Consider the following 14495-nt stretch of genomic DNA (forward strand, 5'->3'; position numbering starts at 1 on the left):
TGAAAGACCGCATCGCTCTCATCGCGGGCAAGCCTTGATCCCACAGGGTTATAGGCCTGACGATATATCTATTCGATATTTAGCGTGCGCACTAGATGTCGTTAAGGTATATGCCAACATCGTAGGCAGGAGTGGCATCCAACTTGCCTTGATCTCTATGTGCGCCAGCATCATGACGGCGCGCGACCGAACTCTTTGACCCGCGAGGAGCCAAACGCTACCGGCCATGACCGCTATCGAATCCGCCATTAGCTGTGCCTTGTACCCGCCACGACTCGAGCTGGGGCCGCAATTGACCCGTGAGCAACTGCTCGCCTCGATGCAATTGACCATGAGCCTCCACCAGGGCGGTCCGGTCTGGCTGTTCGCATACGGTTCATTGATCTGGCGGCCCGAATGCACGGCGGTGGAGCGGATGCGCGGCCGGGTCCATGGTTATCATCGCGGTTTGTACCTGTGGTCCCACGAGCATCGCGGTACACCGGAGTTGCCGGGGCTGGTGTTCGGGCTGGATCGCGGCGGCTCGTGCAGCGGTTTCGCCTACCGATTGCCGGAGGAGAATCTCGAGGACTCGCTGTTTGCCTTGTGGCAACGCGAGATGCCGGTCCCGTCCTATCGCCCGCACTGGCTCAGTTGCCGTCTCGAGGATGGCAGCCGGGTGCAAGCCTTGGGGTTCGTGCTGGAGCGACACCTGCCCAGCTATGCCGGCAACCTGCCGGACCATGTGCTGAGCCAGGTATTTGAAAGCGCCTGTGGGCGTTACGGCACCACTCGCGATTATGTCGAGCAGACCATCCACGCCCTGCGCAGCCACGCCATGCCAGACCGGAATCTGGAGGCGCGGCTCAAGCGCTGCAAATCAGCGCTGGATCAGGCGACCGCTTCGCGGCTCTGACTGGCGATCTGCTTGTGCCACAGGGTTGGCGCGAGGAAGGCCATCGCCAGCAGGCAGGCGACAACCAGTAGGATGAAACCGCCATCCCAGCCGAAATAGTCCACCGTGTAGCCCATCATGGCACTGGCCGCGACCGAACCACCGAGATAACCAAACAGACCGGTAAAGCCGGCAGCCGTGCCCGCCGCTTTCTTGGGCACCAGCTCCAGCGCCTGCAGGCCTACCAGCATGACCGGACCGTAGATCAGAAAGCCGATCGCGAACAGCGAGATCATGTCGACCATCGGGTTGCCCGGCGGATTCAGCCAGTAAACGATCGTCGCAACGGTCACCAATGCCATGAACACCATGCCCGTCAGGCCACGGTTGCCCCGGAAGATCTTGTCCGACATCCACCCGCACAGCAGCGTGCCGGGAATGCCGGCCCACTCGTACAGGAAGTAAGCCCAGGACGTCTTGTCGAAGTTGAAGTGCTTGACCTCTTTAAGGTAGGTCGGCGCCCAATCCAGGATGCCGTAGCGCAACAAGTAGACGAAGACGTTGGCCAGCGCGATGAACCAGAGCATTTTGTTGCGCAGCACGTATTTGACGAAGATGTCCTTGGCGCTGAATTCTTCTTCGTGGCTGGCATCGTAGCCTTCCGGGTAATCGTTCTTGTACTTCTCGATGGGTGGCAAGCCCGTCGATTGCGGCGTGTCGCGCATGACAATGAAGGCAAATACAGCGACCAGCAGCGCCACCGCTGCCGGTACGTAGAACTTGCTGTGCCAGTCGTTGAACCAGCCCATGCCAAGTATCGCCAGTGGACCGATCAGGCCGCCGCCGACGTTGTGGGCGGTGTTCCATACCGAAACCACACCGCCGCGTTCTTTCTGCGACCACCAGTGGACCATGGTGCGCCCGCTAGGTGGCCAACCCATGCCTTGGGCCCAACCGTTGATGAACAACAGGATGAACATCATGGTCACGCTGGAGGTTGCCCACGGTGCGAAACCGAAAACGAACATGACGCCGGCGGACACGATCAGGCCAAAGGGCAGGAAGTAACGAGGGTTGGAGCGGTCGGACACGATGCCCATCAAAAACTTGGAAAGGCCGTAGGCGATCGCGATCGCCGACATCGCCACCCCCAGTTGGCCTTTTGTATAGCCTTGGGCGATCAGATCCGGAAATGCCAGGGTGAAGTTCTTGCGTAGCAGGTAGTAACCCGCATACCCAATGAAAATCCCGGCGAAAATCTGCCAGCGAAGGCGTCGATAGGTGCTGTCTATTTTTTCTTCAGGCAATGGAGCCTGATGTGCGGCAGGGCGAAAGAAAGCAAACATTCAAGAGCTCCAAATTTCTTGTTTTGACTGCGGATGCGAATGTTACAGTTTCGTTACCGAAAATAGCATCGGTTCGCATCAACAAAAAAGCAGGAATGTTGGAGATGTTGTGTTCTTTTATGAACATGTCGCTCAGGTATAACTGAAGGACGGTGTGGGAATGGCGAAACCGGGTCGTAGGGTTACGGCCCGGTATAAAACAATTCAGGTAAGCAATCAGCGAACCTGAATCACCACTTTTCCGACCGCCTTGCGTTGGCCAAGATCATTGATGGCTTGTGCCGCATTGCTCAGCGGGTACACCTGCGACACCAGCGGCTTGAGCTTGCCCTCGGCAAACCAGCCGAACAATTGCTGGAAGTTGGCGGCGTTGTCCTGAGGCTGGCGCTGGGCGAAGGAGCCCCAGAACACACCCACCACGGCGGCGCCCTTGAGCAGGGCCAGGTTCACCGGCAGTTCGGGGATGCGTCCGCTGGCGAAGCCGACCACCAGCAACCGGCCGTTCCAGGCGATGGCGCGGATGGCCTGGTCGAACAGGTCGCCACCCACCGGATCGTAGATCACATCGGCACCCTGGCCGTCGGTGAGACGCTTGATTTCATCCTTCAGGCTGGTTTCGTTGTAGTTGATCAATTCGTCGGCGCCAGCAGCCTTCGCCACGGCGAGTTTCTCTGCGCTGCTGGCGGCAGCGATCACCCGGGCGCCCATGGCTTTGCCGATCTCCACCGCCGCCAGGCCGACACCACCGGATGCGCCGAGCACCAGCAGGGTTTCGCCGGGTTGCAGGTTGGCCCGTTGCTTGAGGGCGTGCATCGAGGTGCCGTACGTCATGCTGAAGGCGGCGGCGGTGTTGAAATCCATGGACGCAGGAATCGGCAACACGTTGTAGCCAGGTACCGCCACCTGTTCGGCAAAGCTGCCCCAGCCGGTCAGCGCCATCACCCGGTCGCCAACCTTCAAGTGGCTGACTTTCTCTCCCACTTCGCTGACCACGCCGGCGGCTTCGCCACCTGGGGAAAACGGGAAGGGTGGCTTGAATTGGTATTTGCCCTCGATGATCAGCGTGTCAGGGAAGTTCACCCCGGCGGCATGCACCTCCAGCAGCACTTCGTTCTTCTTGGCGACGGGGCTGGCGACGTCTTCCAGCACCAGCGAATCGGCGGGGCCGAATTCTTTGCACAGCACGGCTTTCATCAGGGCTATTCCTTTGGGAGTGATGGCCGATAAGTGTAGGTGTGAGAGACAACGGGTCAACGAGCATGCCCTGCCCTGATAGCCGGCTATAAGCTTGTGCTTGAACGGCGGGGCGGTATGCTGGGCCGCAAACCGGATGAGGAATCAATTGTGAAAGCGTGGATCATGTTGATGCTGGCCCTGTCGCTGCCTGTGGCAGCGATGGCCGAAGAGGGCAAGGAAGCGAAGGAAGGTGAGGCGCCGAAGGTCAGCTACATCACCCTCAGCCCACCCTTTGTTGGCAACTATGGGCTCGACGGTTCGGCGAAGCTGAGGGTCTACAAGGCCGATGTGGCCCTGCGTGTGACGGGAGATGCTGCTGCGGCGGCGGTCAAGGCCAATGAGCCGTTGATTCGCAACCAGTTGGTGGCGCTGTTCGCCCAGCAGACCACCGAGGCCATGAATAACCTGGAAGCCAAGGAAAAGCTGCGCCAGGAAGCGTTGAAGCAGACCCAGCAGGTGATGAACGACGAAACCGGCAAGCCGATGGTCGATGACCTGTTGTTCAACAACCTGATCATTCAGTAAACCGGCTCGATCGCAGCCTTTGGCAGTGCCCGGATCTCCTGGCGCTGCCCAAGGCTGCTTTTTTTCGTCAAGACGCCAGGCTTTTCCGAAACCGGGCCAGGGCGATTGCAAAGAACAAAAGCCCGATGGCCGCCAGCGCCAGCAGGTCCGGCCAGATCACGCCAGGGCCGGCATCACGGAACAGGATCGCCGCGCTGAGGCTGACGAAATGCGTCGAGGGCGAGCCTTGCATCACCCATTGCAACCATTGCGGCATGCTGTCCAGCGGTGTGCTGCCGCCCGACAACAGCAGCATCGGGATGATGACCGGGATCGCCAGCAAACCGAACTGCGGCGTCGAACGAGCGAGGGTGGCGAGGAAGATGCCCAGTGAGGTGCTGGCGAATAGGTAGAGTGCGGTCACCAGCAGGAAGAGCACCATGGAGCCGGCGAGAGGTACGCCCAGGGCAAACTTGACGATGATTTCCAGCGACGCCCAGGTGCACAGCACCACTACCAGCAGGTTGCTCCAGATTTTCGCCAGCATGATTTCCAATGCCGTCAGCGGCAGCACCAGCAAGTGGTCGAGGGTACCGTGCTCGCGCTCGCGCAGCAGCGCGGTCCCCGTCAGGATGATGGCCAGGATCGTGATGTTGTTGACGATCTGGATCACTGCCAGGAACCAGCCACCTTCCAGGTTGGTATTGAACAGCGAACGCGTGGTCAGCCTCACGGGTGTTGCTTCGCTCGTTTGTGCCTGGCCGGCGTAGGTCGTCAGTTCCTGTTGGAAAATCCGTCCTATATAGCCGGCGCCCATGAACGCCTGGCTCATGGCCGTGGCGTCGACGTTGAGTTGCAGCGTCGGTTCGCGTCCTGCGAGCAGGTCGGCCTGGAAGTTGGCGGGCACATTAATGACAAAGGTGTAGCGGCCACTGTCCATGACTTTGTCCAGTTCGGCATAGGGCAGGGCCACCGGGTTCTGGAACTCCGGCGGTTGCAGGACCTGGGCCAATTGGCGCGAGAGATGGCTCTGGTCTTCGTCCACTATTGCGACACTGGCGTTGTGGACGCCGATTACCGAACCGGCGGCCGGCATGTAGATCGCCACCGTGAAGGCGTAGCCCAAAAACAGCAGCAGAACGGAGTCGTACCGCAGGCTGGTCAGTTCCTTGAGCCCCAGACGCCAGATATGTGAAAGCGTGTGCATCAGGCCTCCTGCTTTTTCAGCATGATCAGGCTGAGCCCGGTGAAACCCAGGAAAAACCCGCCCAGCGCCAGGCATTGCGGCCATAGCTGGCGCAGATCCAGGGCCTTGGTGAAGGTGCCGACGGCGATATCGAGGAAATAACCGGCGGGAAACAACTGGCCCATCACCGAGGCCGCGCCGTCCAGGGACGAACGCGGCACGATCAGCCCCGAGAACTGGATGGTCGGCAGGCTGGTGATGATCATGGTGCCGAGGATCGCCGCGATCTGGGTGCGGGTGAACGCCGAGATCAGCAGCCCCATGCTGGTGGTCGCCAGTACATAGAGGAGGCCGCCCACCGCCAGCGTCAGGCCGCTGCCCTTGAACGGCACACCGAACAGCCAGCGGTTCATCGCTGTCAGCAGGGCCAGGTTGATCAGGCTGACCGCCAGGTAGGGCACTTGTTTGCCCAGCAGGAACTCCAGGCGCGTCAGCGGCGTGGCGTAGAAATTGGTGATCGAACCCAGCTCCTTCTCCCGCACGATGCCCAGCGCCGTCAACATGGCCGGAATGAACGCCAGGATCAGCGCCATGACCCCAGGGCCGATGGCGTTGACGCTGACCACGTCCTGGTTGTAGCGAAAGCGCGTCTCCAGCGTCGCGCCGGGTTGCCGGTTCGGTGCGCGGCTGCTGAGTTCGGCCAGTTGCTCAAGGTTGGCCTGGTGCACGGCCTGGACGTAGTTGCGACTGGTCTCGGCTCGAAACGGTATGCCGCCGTCCAGCCAGGCGCCCACTGTCGGCTGGCGGCCAGCGTAAAGGTCACGTCCAAACCCAGGGGGGATTTCCAGGGCCAGCTTGATCTCCGAGCGCTGCAAACGTCGATGCAGCTCCTTCGCGTCGCGGATGATCGGCTGCTCCTCGAAGTAGCGCGAGCTGCGGAACGCTTCCAGATAGGCACGGCTTTGCGGGCTCTGATCCTGGTCATACACGGCGAAGGCCAGTTTCTCCACATCGAGGGAAATACCGAAGCCGAAGACCACCATCATGAACAAGGCGCCCAGCAAGGCGAATGCCATCCGCACCTTGTCGCGCAGCAGCTCCTTGCCCTCCCGGCTGGCAACGGCCCACAGGCGACCGAGGCTCAGGCCGCGCCGGTCCCGGGGGGCGTCGGCACTGTCGAGGGTCACGGGAGCGGCGTCTTGTTGCGTCTCGCCCTGGGCTTTCTCCAGGCAGGTGACGAACGCGGCTTCCAGCGTCTGGCCGTTGAACTGCGCCTGCAAGGCCGCCGGCGTGTCACAAGCCAGGACCTTGCCGGCGTGCATCAGCGAAATGCGATCGCAGCGCTGGGCCTCGTTCATGAAATGGGTGGAAAGGAAAATTGTCACGCCCTGTTCGCGAGACAACTCGATCAACAGTCGCCAGAAATCATCCCGCGCAGCCGGATCGACACCCGAGGTCGGCTCATCGAGGATCAGCACTTCCGGGCGATGCAACACTGCCACCGCCAGGGACAAACGTTGGCGCAGGCCCAGTGGCAGCGAGCCGGAAGGCTGGTCCGCCAGCGCCTGGAGATTGAAGCGCTGGATCAGTTCGTCGATGCGCTGGCGACTGTCCGTCGTGGGCAGGTCGAAGAGCTTGGCGTGCAGCTCCAGGTTTTGGCGCACGCTCAGTTCGCCGTACAGCGAAAAACTCTGGGACATGAAACCCACCCGCTTGCGGGTGGCGAGGTCCTTGGCGTTGACCGGGTTGCCCAGCAGCCGGGCACTGCCTTCGCTGGCAGGGATCAGCCCGGTCAGCACCTTCATGGTGGTGGTCTTGCCGCAACCGTTGGAACCCAGGAACCCAAAGATCTCGCCGCGACCAATCGCGAAGCTGACGTTGTCGACGGCGGTGAAATCACCGAAGCGCAAAGTGAGGTCGTGGGCTTCGATGGCAATGTCGGTGGTGTTGGCGCTCCTGGGGGGGATCACCAGCGGCTCGGCATCGCGGCCGCTGTCGCCCTGAAAATGGGTGAAGGCCGAATCGAGCTTGCCGTCCGGGGTGACCTTGGCCAGCTCCGCACTCAGGCCCTTGGCGATCAAGCGACCGTTGTCGAGCATCAGGCAATGCTCGAATTGTTCGGCCTCTTCCATGTACGCGGTGGCGACCAGCAGGGTCAGTTGCGGGCGTTGTCGGCGCACGTCTTCTATCAGTTCCCAGAAGCGCCGCCGGGACAGCGGGTCCACGCCGGTGGTGGGTTCGTCGAGAATCAGCAGGTCCGGTTCATGGATCAGCGCGCAACACAGGCCGAGCTTCTGCTTCATGCCGCCGGACAGCTTGCCCGCCGGACGATCGGCAAAACGCTGCAGATCGGTGGCCAGCAGCAAAGTGCCCATGCGTTGTTCGCAGTCTGCCCGCGATAACCCGAACAGCGTGCCGAAGAAGCGAATGTTCTCGCGTATCGACAGGTCCGGGTAAAGGTTGCCCCCAAGCCCTTGGGGCATGAAGGCAATGCGTCGGTAGAGGGTGTTGCGATGGCGTCGGTCGTCGATCGAGGCGCCGAGCACGTCCAGTTGGCCGTGCTGGAGTTTCTTCACTCCGGCAATCAGCCCCAGCAGGCTCGACTTGCCGGCGCCGTCCGGGCCGATCAGGCCGCAGCGAGTGCCGACGGGCAGGCTGAAGGCGATATCGCTCAACGCCACCTGCTGGCCGTAGCGATGCTCGATGCCCGAGGCGTGCAATGCCTCGTCGAGGGCGGTGCTCATTGCAGGTTGGCCGGCCAGTCGATGGGGGCGGTGCGTACATAGCCGGCACCGGGCATGCCGGGTTTGGCCTGGGGCACTTCGCCGGGTTGGGTCAGGCGTACTTTGACGCGGAACACCAGTTTCTGGCGTTCATCACGGGTCTCGACTTCTTTCGGGGTGAACTGGGATTTGGCCGCGACGAAGCTGACCTTGGCCGGCAGCGGTCGCTCGGGCAGGGCGTCGAGCAGCAGGCGCGCTTCATTGCCCACTGCCAGTTTTCCGGCCACCGAGGCCGGCAGGTAGAGGTTCATGTATTGGTCATTCGGATCGATCATCAGCAACACCCGGCCGCCGGCGCCCAGCACTTCACCCGGCTCGGCCAGGCGCAACTGGATCACGCCGTCGAGTGGCGCCCGCAACGTACTGTCATCTATTTCACTGGTGAGCTGCGCCACTTGGGCCAGGGTCGCGCCGATGGCCGCATTCGCCGCCGATACCTGGGCCCGAGCGGCGTTGACCGCAGCGTTGGCGGTGTCGACGCGGGCTTGTTGCTGGTCGATGACCTGGCCGCTGGCGTAACCGCGCTTGAACAGTTCCTGGGTCCGCTTGAGTTCCTGGTGAGCGAGCAATTGTTCGCTCTGGCGCAACTGTACGTTGGCTTCGGTGGCGGCAAGGTTCTGTCGGGCACGCACGACTTCGGCCTCGGCCTGATTGCGCTGGGCCTCCAGGGTGCGGGTGTCCATGCGCGCCAGCACTTGGCCCTTGATGACGTTGTCGCCTTCGTCGACATGAACTTCGGCCAGGCGTCCGGGCGTCTTGCTGGCGATCTGGACCTCGGTGGCCTCCAGGCGGCCGTTGCCCATGCTCAAGCCTTCCGGCAGGCGATCGTGGCGTGACTTCCAGTAGCCGAAACCGCCGGCGGCCAGCAACACGGTCATCAAGGCAAAGGCAAAAAAACGCGAGGTACGATGGTTCGTCGACATGTCCGGCATCCTGCGGCTATAGCATCGAAGTCTGCGGGATCAATGACCGATCCAGCTTGATATCCATCAACTCATCGGCGATCAGCGCAGGGCAATCACTGCTGCCCACTGTTCGGCCGTGACAGGCATCACCGACAGTCGCGAGCCTTTCTGCACCAGTGGCATTTCAGCCAGCGCGGTCTGTTGCTTGAGGTAGTCGAGCTTCAGCACGTGGGGAAACGTTTCGACGTGGGCTACGTCGATCGCGGTCCAGGGGTTTTTGTCCGGGCCGGCCTTGGGGTCGAAGTAATGGCTATCGGGTTCCAGCGCTGTCGGATCGGGGTAGGCCGCGCGGACGATCCGGCCGATCCCGGCAATGCCTGGCTCGGGGCAACTGGAGTGGTAGAAAAAGAACGCGTCGCCCACCGCCATGGTCCGCAGGAAATTACGCGCCTGGTAGTTGCGAACCCCGTCCCAGCGTGCCTGGCCGAGCTTTTCCAAGCCTTGGATGGATAATTCGTCGGGCTCGGACTTCATCAGCCAATAGGCCATGATTGCTACTCCTTGGCGGTGTTGAAAAAAATAGTTCAGCGATTTTATGACAAACCGACAGTCGGTTGACGCCAGAGTTTGCGTGTCGGGGCCGGTTGCCGCAAAATGCCGGCCTTCCAAGCTTGACGCTGCTGCACGGCCAATAAGAAAACCGCTGCTGTCATCGTGTGTGATATGCCTTGAGGGGGGCAATCGATGAAACGCAAACCGGATTTGTTGTGGATCTTGGTCATTCTGTTCGGTCTAGGTGTCGTGACCACGGGTTACGCTCAAAGCCTGTGGGCCAACAAGACCGACGCGCCGGTGGAAATCACCCAACCCGCGTCATCGTTCAAACGCTGAACCCGCTTTCCTGGCGCCGCTGATGACCGCGGCGTCTACCCCGCGATATACCATTGCCTGTCGCTGACCGTTCCCTGCAGCGGCACGTCCCAGCTTGCCTGCGCCAATCGTTCGACTTTCTGGCATTCATGGGCCAGCCCCAATAGCGTCGGCTTGCGCCACTGCTTGCGTCGCGCCAGATACGCCAGGCTGCGGTCATAAAAGCCGCCGCCCATGCCCAATCGACCTCCCGCATCGTCAAACCCCACCAGTGGCAACAGCACCAGGTCCAGCGTCCAGACCTTGCGTTGCCGGGCGAGGTTCTTGCGCGGTTCAGGAATACGAAACCGGTTGGGCTGCATTTTTTCGCCGGGGTGGATGCGCTGGAACACCATCTTGGTCTGCGGCCACGGGCTGAGCACCGGCAGGTAAGTAGCCTTGCCCCGGCGTTGGGCTGCGCGCAGCAGCAGGCGCGGATCGATCTCGCCGTCGTTGGGCAGGTACAGGGCGATGTGCCGCGCACGGCGAAACAGCGGATGCTGGGCCAGTTGCTTGTACAGCCCGCGGGCGGCTTGCCGTTGCTGGGCGGGCGTCAGGGCGCGACGGGCCTGGCGCAGCAGGCGTCGAAGTTGCGGGCGGGGCAGCAGCGCAGGTTCGGTCATATCAGTGCTTCACGCAGTGGCGATGTCACAGCGTAACCGCAAAACAGGCTGCCCAGAAATGCCGGCGCCAGAAACGACAATGCCAGTCCGCATGGACTGGCATTGTCTGGAGTCAGGCTCCCCGGATGAACCGCTGTCGGCTTAGCCCTTGAACCCGAAAGTTCAAGGTGGAAGTTGCAGGGGGCGTTAAGGCTTTCCGTCAAGCGGACATGCACACCGGCCCCAACGTGCAACCCCCGTGGTTGTGCGTATCGGCTCAGGGACATCACCAACTGGCAAGCACCCCAGGGAGTGATGCGAGTATACCCCAGGCAGCCTCGCGAATCAGCCCTTGCTGACGTCTGGATCGGTGGCGAGCACCAGATCCACCCGATCGAGCAGGTCGCGCACCTGTTCACGGGTCGAGCCGCTGACCTGCAGGTCCGGTGTATCCTGGCGATGCAGCAGGTCGTGGGTGATGTTCAAGGCGGCCATCACGGCGATGCGGTCGGCACCGATGACTTTGCCGCTGCTGCGGATCTCGCGCATCTTGCCATCCAGGTAACGGGCGGCGCTCACCAGGTTGCTACGCTCTTCCTGGGGGCAGATGATCGAATATTCTTTGTCGAGGATCTGCACGGTAACGCTATTGCTTGAACTCATGAGTCTTGCTCCAGGGCCTTGAGGCGCGAAATCATCGATTCGACCTTACGCCGGGCGATTTCGTTTTTTTCAATGAGGTGCGCGCGTTCCTCGCGCCAGGTTTTTTCCTGAGCTAATAGGAGTCCGTTTTGGCTCTTAAGTTGCTCGACCCGGTCAATTAGCAGTTCGAGTCTGGCCATCAGCGCTTGCAGGTCGGTGTCTTCCATTGTGTCCACTGAAGATTGTGTCTGATGGAGGGTATGGGTCGCACAGCCTCTGATAGTCTTGGCGAGTCTGTCGATGTAGGATACAAGGCCTCCATTCTAGACATAGCGCCGTCTGGCGCCTAGCTGCCCATGCCCATTCAGAATTCCCCGTATCAAGCATTCGCCACCCTGCTGAGCACCAGCGGTCATCCTGTCTCGCCTGCCGAACTGCATGGCCTGCTGCTCGGTCGCAGCTGCGCCGGTGCCGGCTTCGATGCCGACGGCTGGTTGGCCGACGCCGCCGAACTGCTGGAAGGCGAGCCGGCGGACAACGTCCGCAACGCGCTCATCGGCCTGCAGGAAATGGTCAAGGGCGAGCTGACCAGCGACGACATGACCGTCGTCCTGCTGCTGCCCACTGACGACGCCCCCTTGGCCGACCGCGCCGCTGCGCTGGGCCAATGGTGCCAGGGCTTCCTCGCCGGCTTCGGCCTGACCCGTCGCGAATACGCCTTGAGCGAAGAGGCCAAGGAAGTGTTGCAGGACTTGGCCGCGATCTCCCAGGTCCAGGATGCCCTGGAAGAGTCCGATGACGGCGAAAGCGACTACATGGAAGTGATGGAGTACCTGCGGGTCGCGCCATTGCTGCTGTTCACCGAGACCAAGAAAACCGATGCAGCGGCCCCCAAGCCGTCCTTGCATTAATTTTTAGAGGGAACACCGTCTGCCCATGATTCATATCCCGAAATCGGAATACAGCCGTCGCCGCAAGGCCCTGATGGCGCAGATGGAACCCAACAGCATCGCAATCCTGCCCGCCGCCGCCGTTGCGATCCGCAACCGCGACGTCGAGCACGTCTATCGCCAGGACAGCGACTTCCAGTACCTCAGCGGCTTTCCCGAGCCGCAGGCGGTACTGGTGCTGATGCCGGGCCGCGCCCATGGCGAATACATCCTCTTTTGCCGCGAACGCAACGCCGAACGTGAGTTGTGGGATGGCCTGCGCGCCGGCCAGGAAGGGGCGATCCGTGACTACGCCGCCGACGACGCGTTTCCCATCACCGACATCGACGACATCCTGCCGGGCCTGATCGAAGGCCGCGACCGGGTGTATTCGGCCATGGGCAGCAACCCGGAATTCGACCGGCACCTGATGGAGTGGATCAACGTGATTCGCTCCAAGGCCCACCTCGGCGCCCAGCCGCCGAACGAATTCGTTGCCCTGGATCATCTGCTGCATGACATGCGCCTGTATAAATCGGCTGCAGAAGTGAAAGTGATGCGCGAAGCGGCGCGGATTTCCGCCCAGGCGCACATTCGGGCGATGCAGGCGGCGCGTCCGGGGCTGCATGAGTTCAGCCTGGAAGCCGAGCTGGACTATGAGTTCCGCAAGGGCGGGGCGAAGATGCCTGCCTATGGTTCGATCGTCGCGGCGGGGCGCAATAGCTGCATCCTGCACTACCAGCAGAATGACGCGCTGCTCAAGGACGGCGACCTGGTACTGATCGACGCAGGCTGTGAAATCGACTGCTATGCCAGCGATATCACCCGTACCTGGCCGGTCAGTGGCAAGTTCTCACCCGAGCAGAAGGCGATCTACGAAGTGGTGCTGGCTGCCCAGGAAGCCGCGTTCGCCCAGATTGCGCCGGACAAACACTGGAACCAGGCTCACGAAGCGACGGTGCGGGTGATTACCGAAGGATTGGTGCGCCTTGGCCTGCTGGAGGGTGAGGTGGACGCGTTGATCGCCAGCGAGGCCTACCGGGCGTTCTACATGCACCGCGCTGGCCACTGGCTGGGCATGGACGTGCATGACGTGGGCGAATATCGGGTCGGCGGCGAGTGGCGGGTACTTGAGGTCGGCATGACGCTGACGGTGGAGCCGGGCATCTACATCGGCCCGAACAACCGCAGCGTAGCGAAAAAATGGCGCGGCATTGGCGTGCGCATCGAGGATGACGTGGTAGTGACCAAAACCGGTTGTGAAATCCTGAGCCACGGCGTACCGAAGACGGTCGCCGACATCGAGGCCCTGATGGCCGCTGCCCGGACGCAAGTGGCATGAGCCGGGTCAATCTGGCGATCGTCGGCGGCGGCCTGGTCGGCGCGAGCCTGGCGCTGGCCCTGCAGGCCGGTGCCAAGGCCCGGGGCTGGAAGATCATGCTGATCGAGCCCTTTGCCCCCGGCGATGCCTGGCAGCCAAGCTACGACGCCCGGTCCTCGGCATTGTCCTACGGTGCCCGGCAGATTTATCAACGCCTGGGTGTCTGGCAGGAGATTTCCCGCCGCGCCGAACCGATCAAACAGATCCATGTGTCCGACCGCGGGCGGTTTTCCACGGCGCGGTTGTCGGCCATGGAAGAGGGCGTGCCGGCGCTGGGCTACGTGGTGGAAAACGCCTGGCTCGGCCAGTGCCTGTGGCAAGGCCTGGACCCGGAGGTGGTGAGTTGGCGCTGCCCGGCGCAGGTCACCCGCATGGAGCCGCTGGTCGGCGGTTATCGCTTGACCCTGGACGACGAAACCACCCTGGAATGCGACCTTGCCGTACTGGCTGATGGCGGCCGCTCCAGCCTGCGCGAGCAGTTGGGTATCGGCGTGCGCAGTCGACCCTACGACCAGAGCGCCTTGATCGCCAACATCACCCCCAGCGAAGCCCACAACGGCATGGCCTTCGAACGTTTCACCGATGACGGCCCGATGGCCTTGTTGCCACTGCCGGAGAATCGTTGCGCGCTGGTCTGGACCCGTCAGGGCATGGACGCACAACGGCTGGCGGCCCTCGACGAGCGCAGTTTTCTAAGTGAATTGCAGGGCGTGTTCGGCTATCGCCTGGGCACCCTGAAACAGGTGGGCGTACGACATCTGTACCCGCTGGCGCTGGTGGAGGCCGAAGAACAGGTCCGTCCGCACCTGGCGATCCTGGGCAACGCCGCCCACAGCCTGCACCCGATTGCCGGGCAGGGGTTCAATCTGTCCCTGCGCGACGCCCAGGCCCTGGCCGATGCCCTGCTCGACAGCGAAAGCGAGCCTGGGGATTTTGCCGTGTTGCAAGCCTATCGCGAGCGCCAGCGAATGGATCAGGTCCTGACCGTGGGCTTCTCCGACCAGGTCACGCGCCTGTTCGCCAGCAACCTGCCATTGGTGTCCCTGGGCCGTAACCTCGGCCTGTTGGGCCTCGACTTGCTGCCGCCGGCCAAGCGCTGGTTCGCCCGTCAGGCCATGGGGCTGGGGACGCGTCCCGATGCTTGAGGCCGGGGCTGTCATTTCTTTTCATGGGCGACCGATGTCGCCAGCAAAACAGG

Annotated in this window: 15 protein-coding genes and 1 other RNA gene; 6 read left to right on the forward strand and 10 right to left on the reverse strand. The window is 62.1% G+C overall.

Translation table 11 applies throughout. The features are described from left to right. Positions 1–226: 226 nt before the first annotated feature. A complete protein-coding gene (locus tag AB4O09_RS02180) occupies positions 227–895 on the forward strand; it encodes a gamma-glutamylcyclotransferase (RefSeq protein WP_003206704.1) in 669 nt (222 codons plus the stop codon). On the opposite strand, the gene glpT is transcribed toward AB4O09_RS02180, so the two are convergent. Beyond that, a complete protein-coding gene (gene glpT, locus AB4O09_RS02185) occupies positions 871–2220 on the reverse strand; it encodes a glycerol-3-phosphate transporter (protein WP_003206703.1) in 1350 nt (449 codons plus the stop codon). The two genes, AB4O09_RS02180 and glpT, sit on opposite strands and share 25 nt — an antisense overlap. 216 nt (positions 2221–2436) lie before the next feature. After that, positions 2437–3414: an NADPH:quinone oxidoreductase family protein gene (locus AB4O09_RS02190; RefSeq protein ID WP_013694521.1), complete on the reverse strand. Its 978-nt coding sequence runs from the start codon at positions 3412–3414 to the stop codon at positions 2437–2439. A 150-nt stretch (positions 3415–3564) separates the two neighbouring features. On the opposite strand from AB4O09_RS02190, the gene AB4O09_RS02195 reads away from it, so the two are divergent. Beyond that, positions 3565–3981, forward strand: a complete 417-nt coding sequence (locus tag AB4O09_RS02195) for a flagellar basal body-associated protein FliL (RefSeq protein WP_003206698.1) — start codon at positions 3565–3567, stop codon at positions 3979–3981. A 67-nt stretch (positions 3982–4048) separates the two neighbouring features. Here AB4O09_RS02195 and AB4O09_RS02200 read toward each other — a convergent pair whose 3' ends face one another. The 4 genes from AB4O09_RS02200 to AB4O09_RS02215 all read right to left on the reverse strand — a co-directional run bounded on the left by AB4O09_RS02200 (position 4049) and on the right by AB4O09_RS02215 (position 9383). Next, positions 4049–5167 (reverse strand): ABC transporter permease, encoded by a 1119-nt coding sequence (locus tag AB4O09_RS02200; protein WP_013694520.1) that lies wholly within the window; start codon positions 5165–5167, stop codon positions 4049–4051. Beyond that, positions 5167–7890 carry a ribosome-associated ATPase/putative transporter RbbA gene (gene rbbA / locus AB4O09_RS02205; protein ID WP_003206695.1) on the reverse strand — a complete coding sequence of 908 codons (2724 nt, stop codon included), beginning with the start codon at positions 7888–7890 and terminating at the stop codon, positions 5167–5169. Before rbbA ends, AB4O09_RS02200 begins: the two co-directional genes overlap by 1 nt. Next, the gene (locus tag AB4O09_RS02210) at positions 7887–8852 is read right to left on the reverse strand and encodes an HlyD family secretion protein (protein WP_003206693.1); all 966 of its coding nucleotides are present in this window, start codon (positions 8850–8852) and stop codon (positions 7887–7889) included. The genes rbbA and AB4O09_RS02210 overlap by 4 nt, the downstream gene beginning before the upstream one ends. A gap of 81 nt (positions 8853–8933) precedes the next feature. Further along, positions 8934–9383, reverse strand: coding sequence for an EVE domain-containing protein (locus AB4O09_RS02215; protein WP_003206690.1), 450 nt, complete (start codon positions 9381–9383; stop codon positions 8934–8936). 195 nt (positions 9384–9578) lie between these two features. On the opposite strand from AB4O09_RS02215, the gene AB4O09_RS02220 reads away from it, so the two are divergent. Further along, positions 9579–9725, forward strand: a complete 147-nt coding sequence (locus AB4O09_RS02220; RefSeq protein WP_003206689.1) for a hypothetical protein — start codon at positions 9579–9581, stop codon at positions 9723–9725. Positions 9726–9760: 35 nt separating this feature from the next. Here AB4O09_RS02220 and AB4O09_RS02225 read toward each other — a convergent pair whose 3' ends face one another. The 4 genes from AB4O09_RS02225 to AB4O09_RS02240 all read right to left on the reverse strand — a co-directional run bounded on the left by AB4O09_RS02225 (position 9761) and on the right by AB4O09_RS02240 (position 11214). Next, positions 9761–10366, reverse strand: coding sequence for a 5-formyltetrahydrofolate cyclo-ligase (locus AB4O09_RS02225; RefSeq protein WP_013694517.1), 606 nt, complete (start codon positions 10364–10366; stop codon positions 9761–9763). 114 nt (positions 10367–10480) lie between these two features. Beyond that, positions 10481–10660: non-coding RNA, 6S RNA (ssrS, locus tag AB4O09_RS02230), on the reverse strand. A gap of 30 nt (positions 10661–10690) precedes the next feature. Further along, on the reverse strand, positions 10691–11008 hold the full coding sequence (locus AB4O09_RS02235; protein WP_003177364.1) for a cell division protein ZapA: 318 nt from the start codon (positions 11006–11008) through the stop codon (positions 10691–10693). Further along, positions 11005–11214, reverse strand: coding sequence for a TIGR02449 family protein (locus tag AB4O09_RS02240; protein WP_003177365.1), 210 nt, complete (start codon positions 11212–11214; stop codon positions 11005–11007). Before AB4O09_RS02240 ends, AB4O09_RS02235 begins: the two co-directional genes overlap by 4 nt. A gap of 129 nt (positions 11215–11343) precedes the next feature. Between AB4O09_RS02240 and AB4O09_RS02245 the strand changes: the two genes are divergently transcribed. From AB4O09_RS02245 to ubiH, 3 genes are read left to right on the forward strand one after another with little or no spacing between them, the layout of a single operon-like run. Continuing rightward, entirely contained in the window at positions 11344–11898 is a 555-nt protein-coding gene (locus tag AB4O09_RS02245; RefSeq protein ID WP_003206685.1) for a YecA/YgfB family protein, read from the forward strand. 25 nt (positions 11899–11923) lie between these two features. Further along, positions 11924–13258: a Xaa-Pro aminopeptidase gene (gene pepP / locus AB4O09_RS02250; RefSeq protein WP_013694516.1), complete on the forward strand. Its 1335-nt coding sequence runs from the start codon at positions 11924–11926 to the stop codon at positions 13256–13258. Continuing rightward, positions 13255–14442, forward strand: coding sequence for a 2-octaprenyl-6-methoxyphenyl hydroxylase (gene ubiH, locus AB4O09_RS02255; protein ID WP_003206682.1), 1188 nt, complete (start codon positions 13255–13257; stop codon positions 14440–14442). Before pepP ends, ubiH begins: the two co-directional genes overlap by 4 nt. Positions 14443–14495 lie beyond the last annotated feature (53 nt).

Source organism: Pseudomonas sp. H1_F01 (genome assembly GCF_054681425.1).

Bases quoted from the DNA above. Each gene is read 5' to 3' on its own strand.
- AB4O09_RS02180 (WP_003206704.1), top strand. From the start codon at position 227: ATGACCGCTATCGAATCCGCCATTAGCTGTGCCTTGTACCCGCCACGA.
- glpT (WP_003206703.1), bottom strand. From the start codon at position 2,220: ATGTTTGCTTTCTTTCGCCCTGCCGCACATCAGGCTCCATTGCCTGAA.
- AB4O09_RS02190 (WP_013694521.1), bottom strand. From the start codon at position 3,414: ATGAAAGCCGTGCTGTGCAAAGAATTCGGCCCCGCCGATTCGCTGGTG.
- AB4O09_RS02200 (WP_013694520.1), bottom strand. From the start codon at position 5,167: ATGCACACGCTTTCACATATCTGGCGTCTGGGGCTCAAGGAACTGACC.
- rbbA (WP_003206695.1), bottom strand. From the start codon at position 7,890: ATGAGCACCGCCCTCGACGAGGCATTGCACGCCTCGGGCATCGAGCAT.
- AB4O09_RS02210 (WP_003206693.1), bottom strand. From the start codon at position 8,852: ATGTCGACGAACCATCGTACCTCGCGTTTTTTTGCCTTTGCCTTGATG.
- AB4O09_RS02215 (WP_003206690.1), bottom strand. From the start codon at position 9,383: ATGGCCTATTGGCTGATGAAGTCCGAGCCCGACGAATTATCCATCCAA.
- AB4O09_RS02220 (WP_003206689.1), top strand. From the start codon at position 9,579: ATGAAACGCAAACCGGATTTGTTGTGGATCTTGGTCATTCTGTTCGGT.
- AB4O09_RS02225 (WP_013694517.1), bottom strand. From the start codon at position 10,366: ATGACCGAACCTGCGCTGCTGCCCCGCCCGCAACTTCGACGCCTGCTG.
- AB4O09_RS02235 (WP_003177364.1), bottom strand. From the start codon at position 11,008: ATGAGTTCAAGCAATAGCGTTACCGTGCAGATCCTCGACAAAGAATAT.
- AB4O09_RS02240 (WP_003177365.1), bottom strand. From the start codon at position 11,214: ATGGAAGACACCGACCTGCAAGCGCTGATGGCCAGACTCGAACTGCTA.
- AB4O09_RS02245 (WP_003206685.1), top strand. From the start codon at position 11,344: ATGCCCATTCAGAATTCCCCGTATCAAGCATTCGCCACCCTGCTGAGC.
- pepP (WP_013694516.1), top strand. From the start codon at position 11,924: ATGATTCATATCCCGAAATCGGAATACAGCCGTCGCCGCAAGGCCCTG.
- ubiH (WP_003206682.1), top strand. From the start codon at position 13,255: ATGAGCCGGGTCAATCTGGCGATCGTCGGCGGCGGCCTGGTCGGCGCG.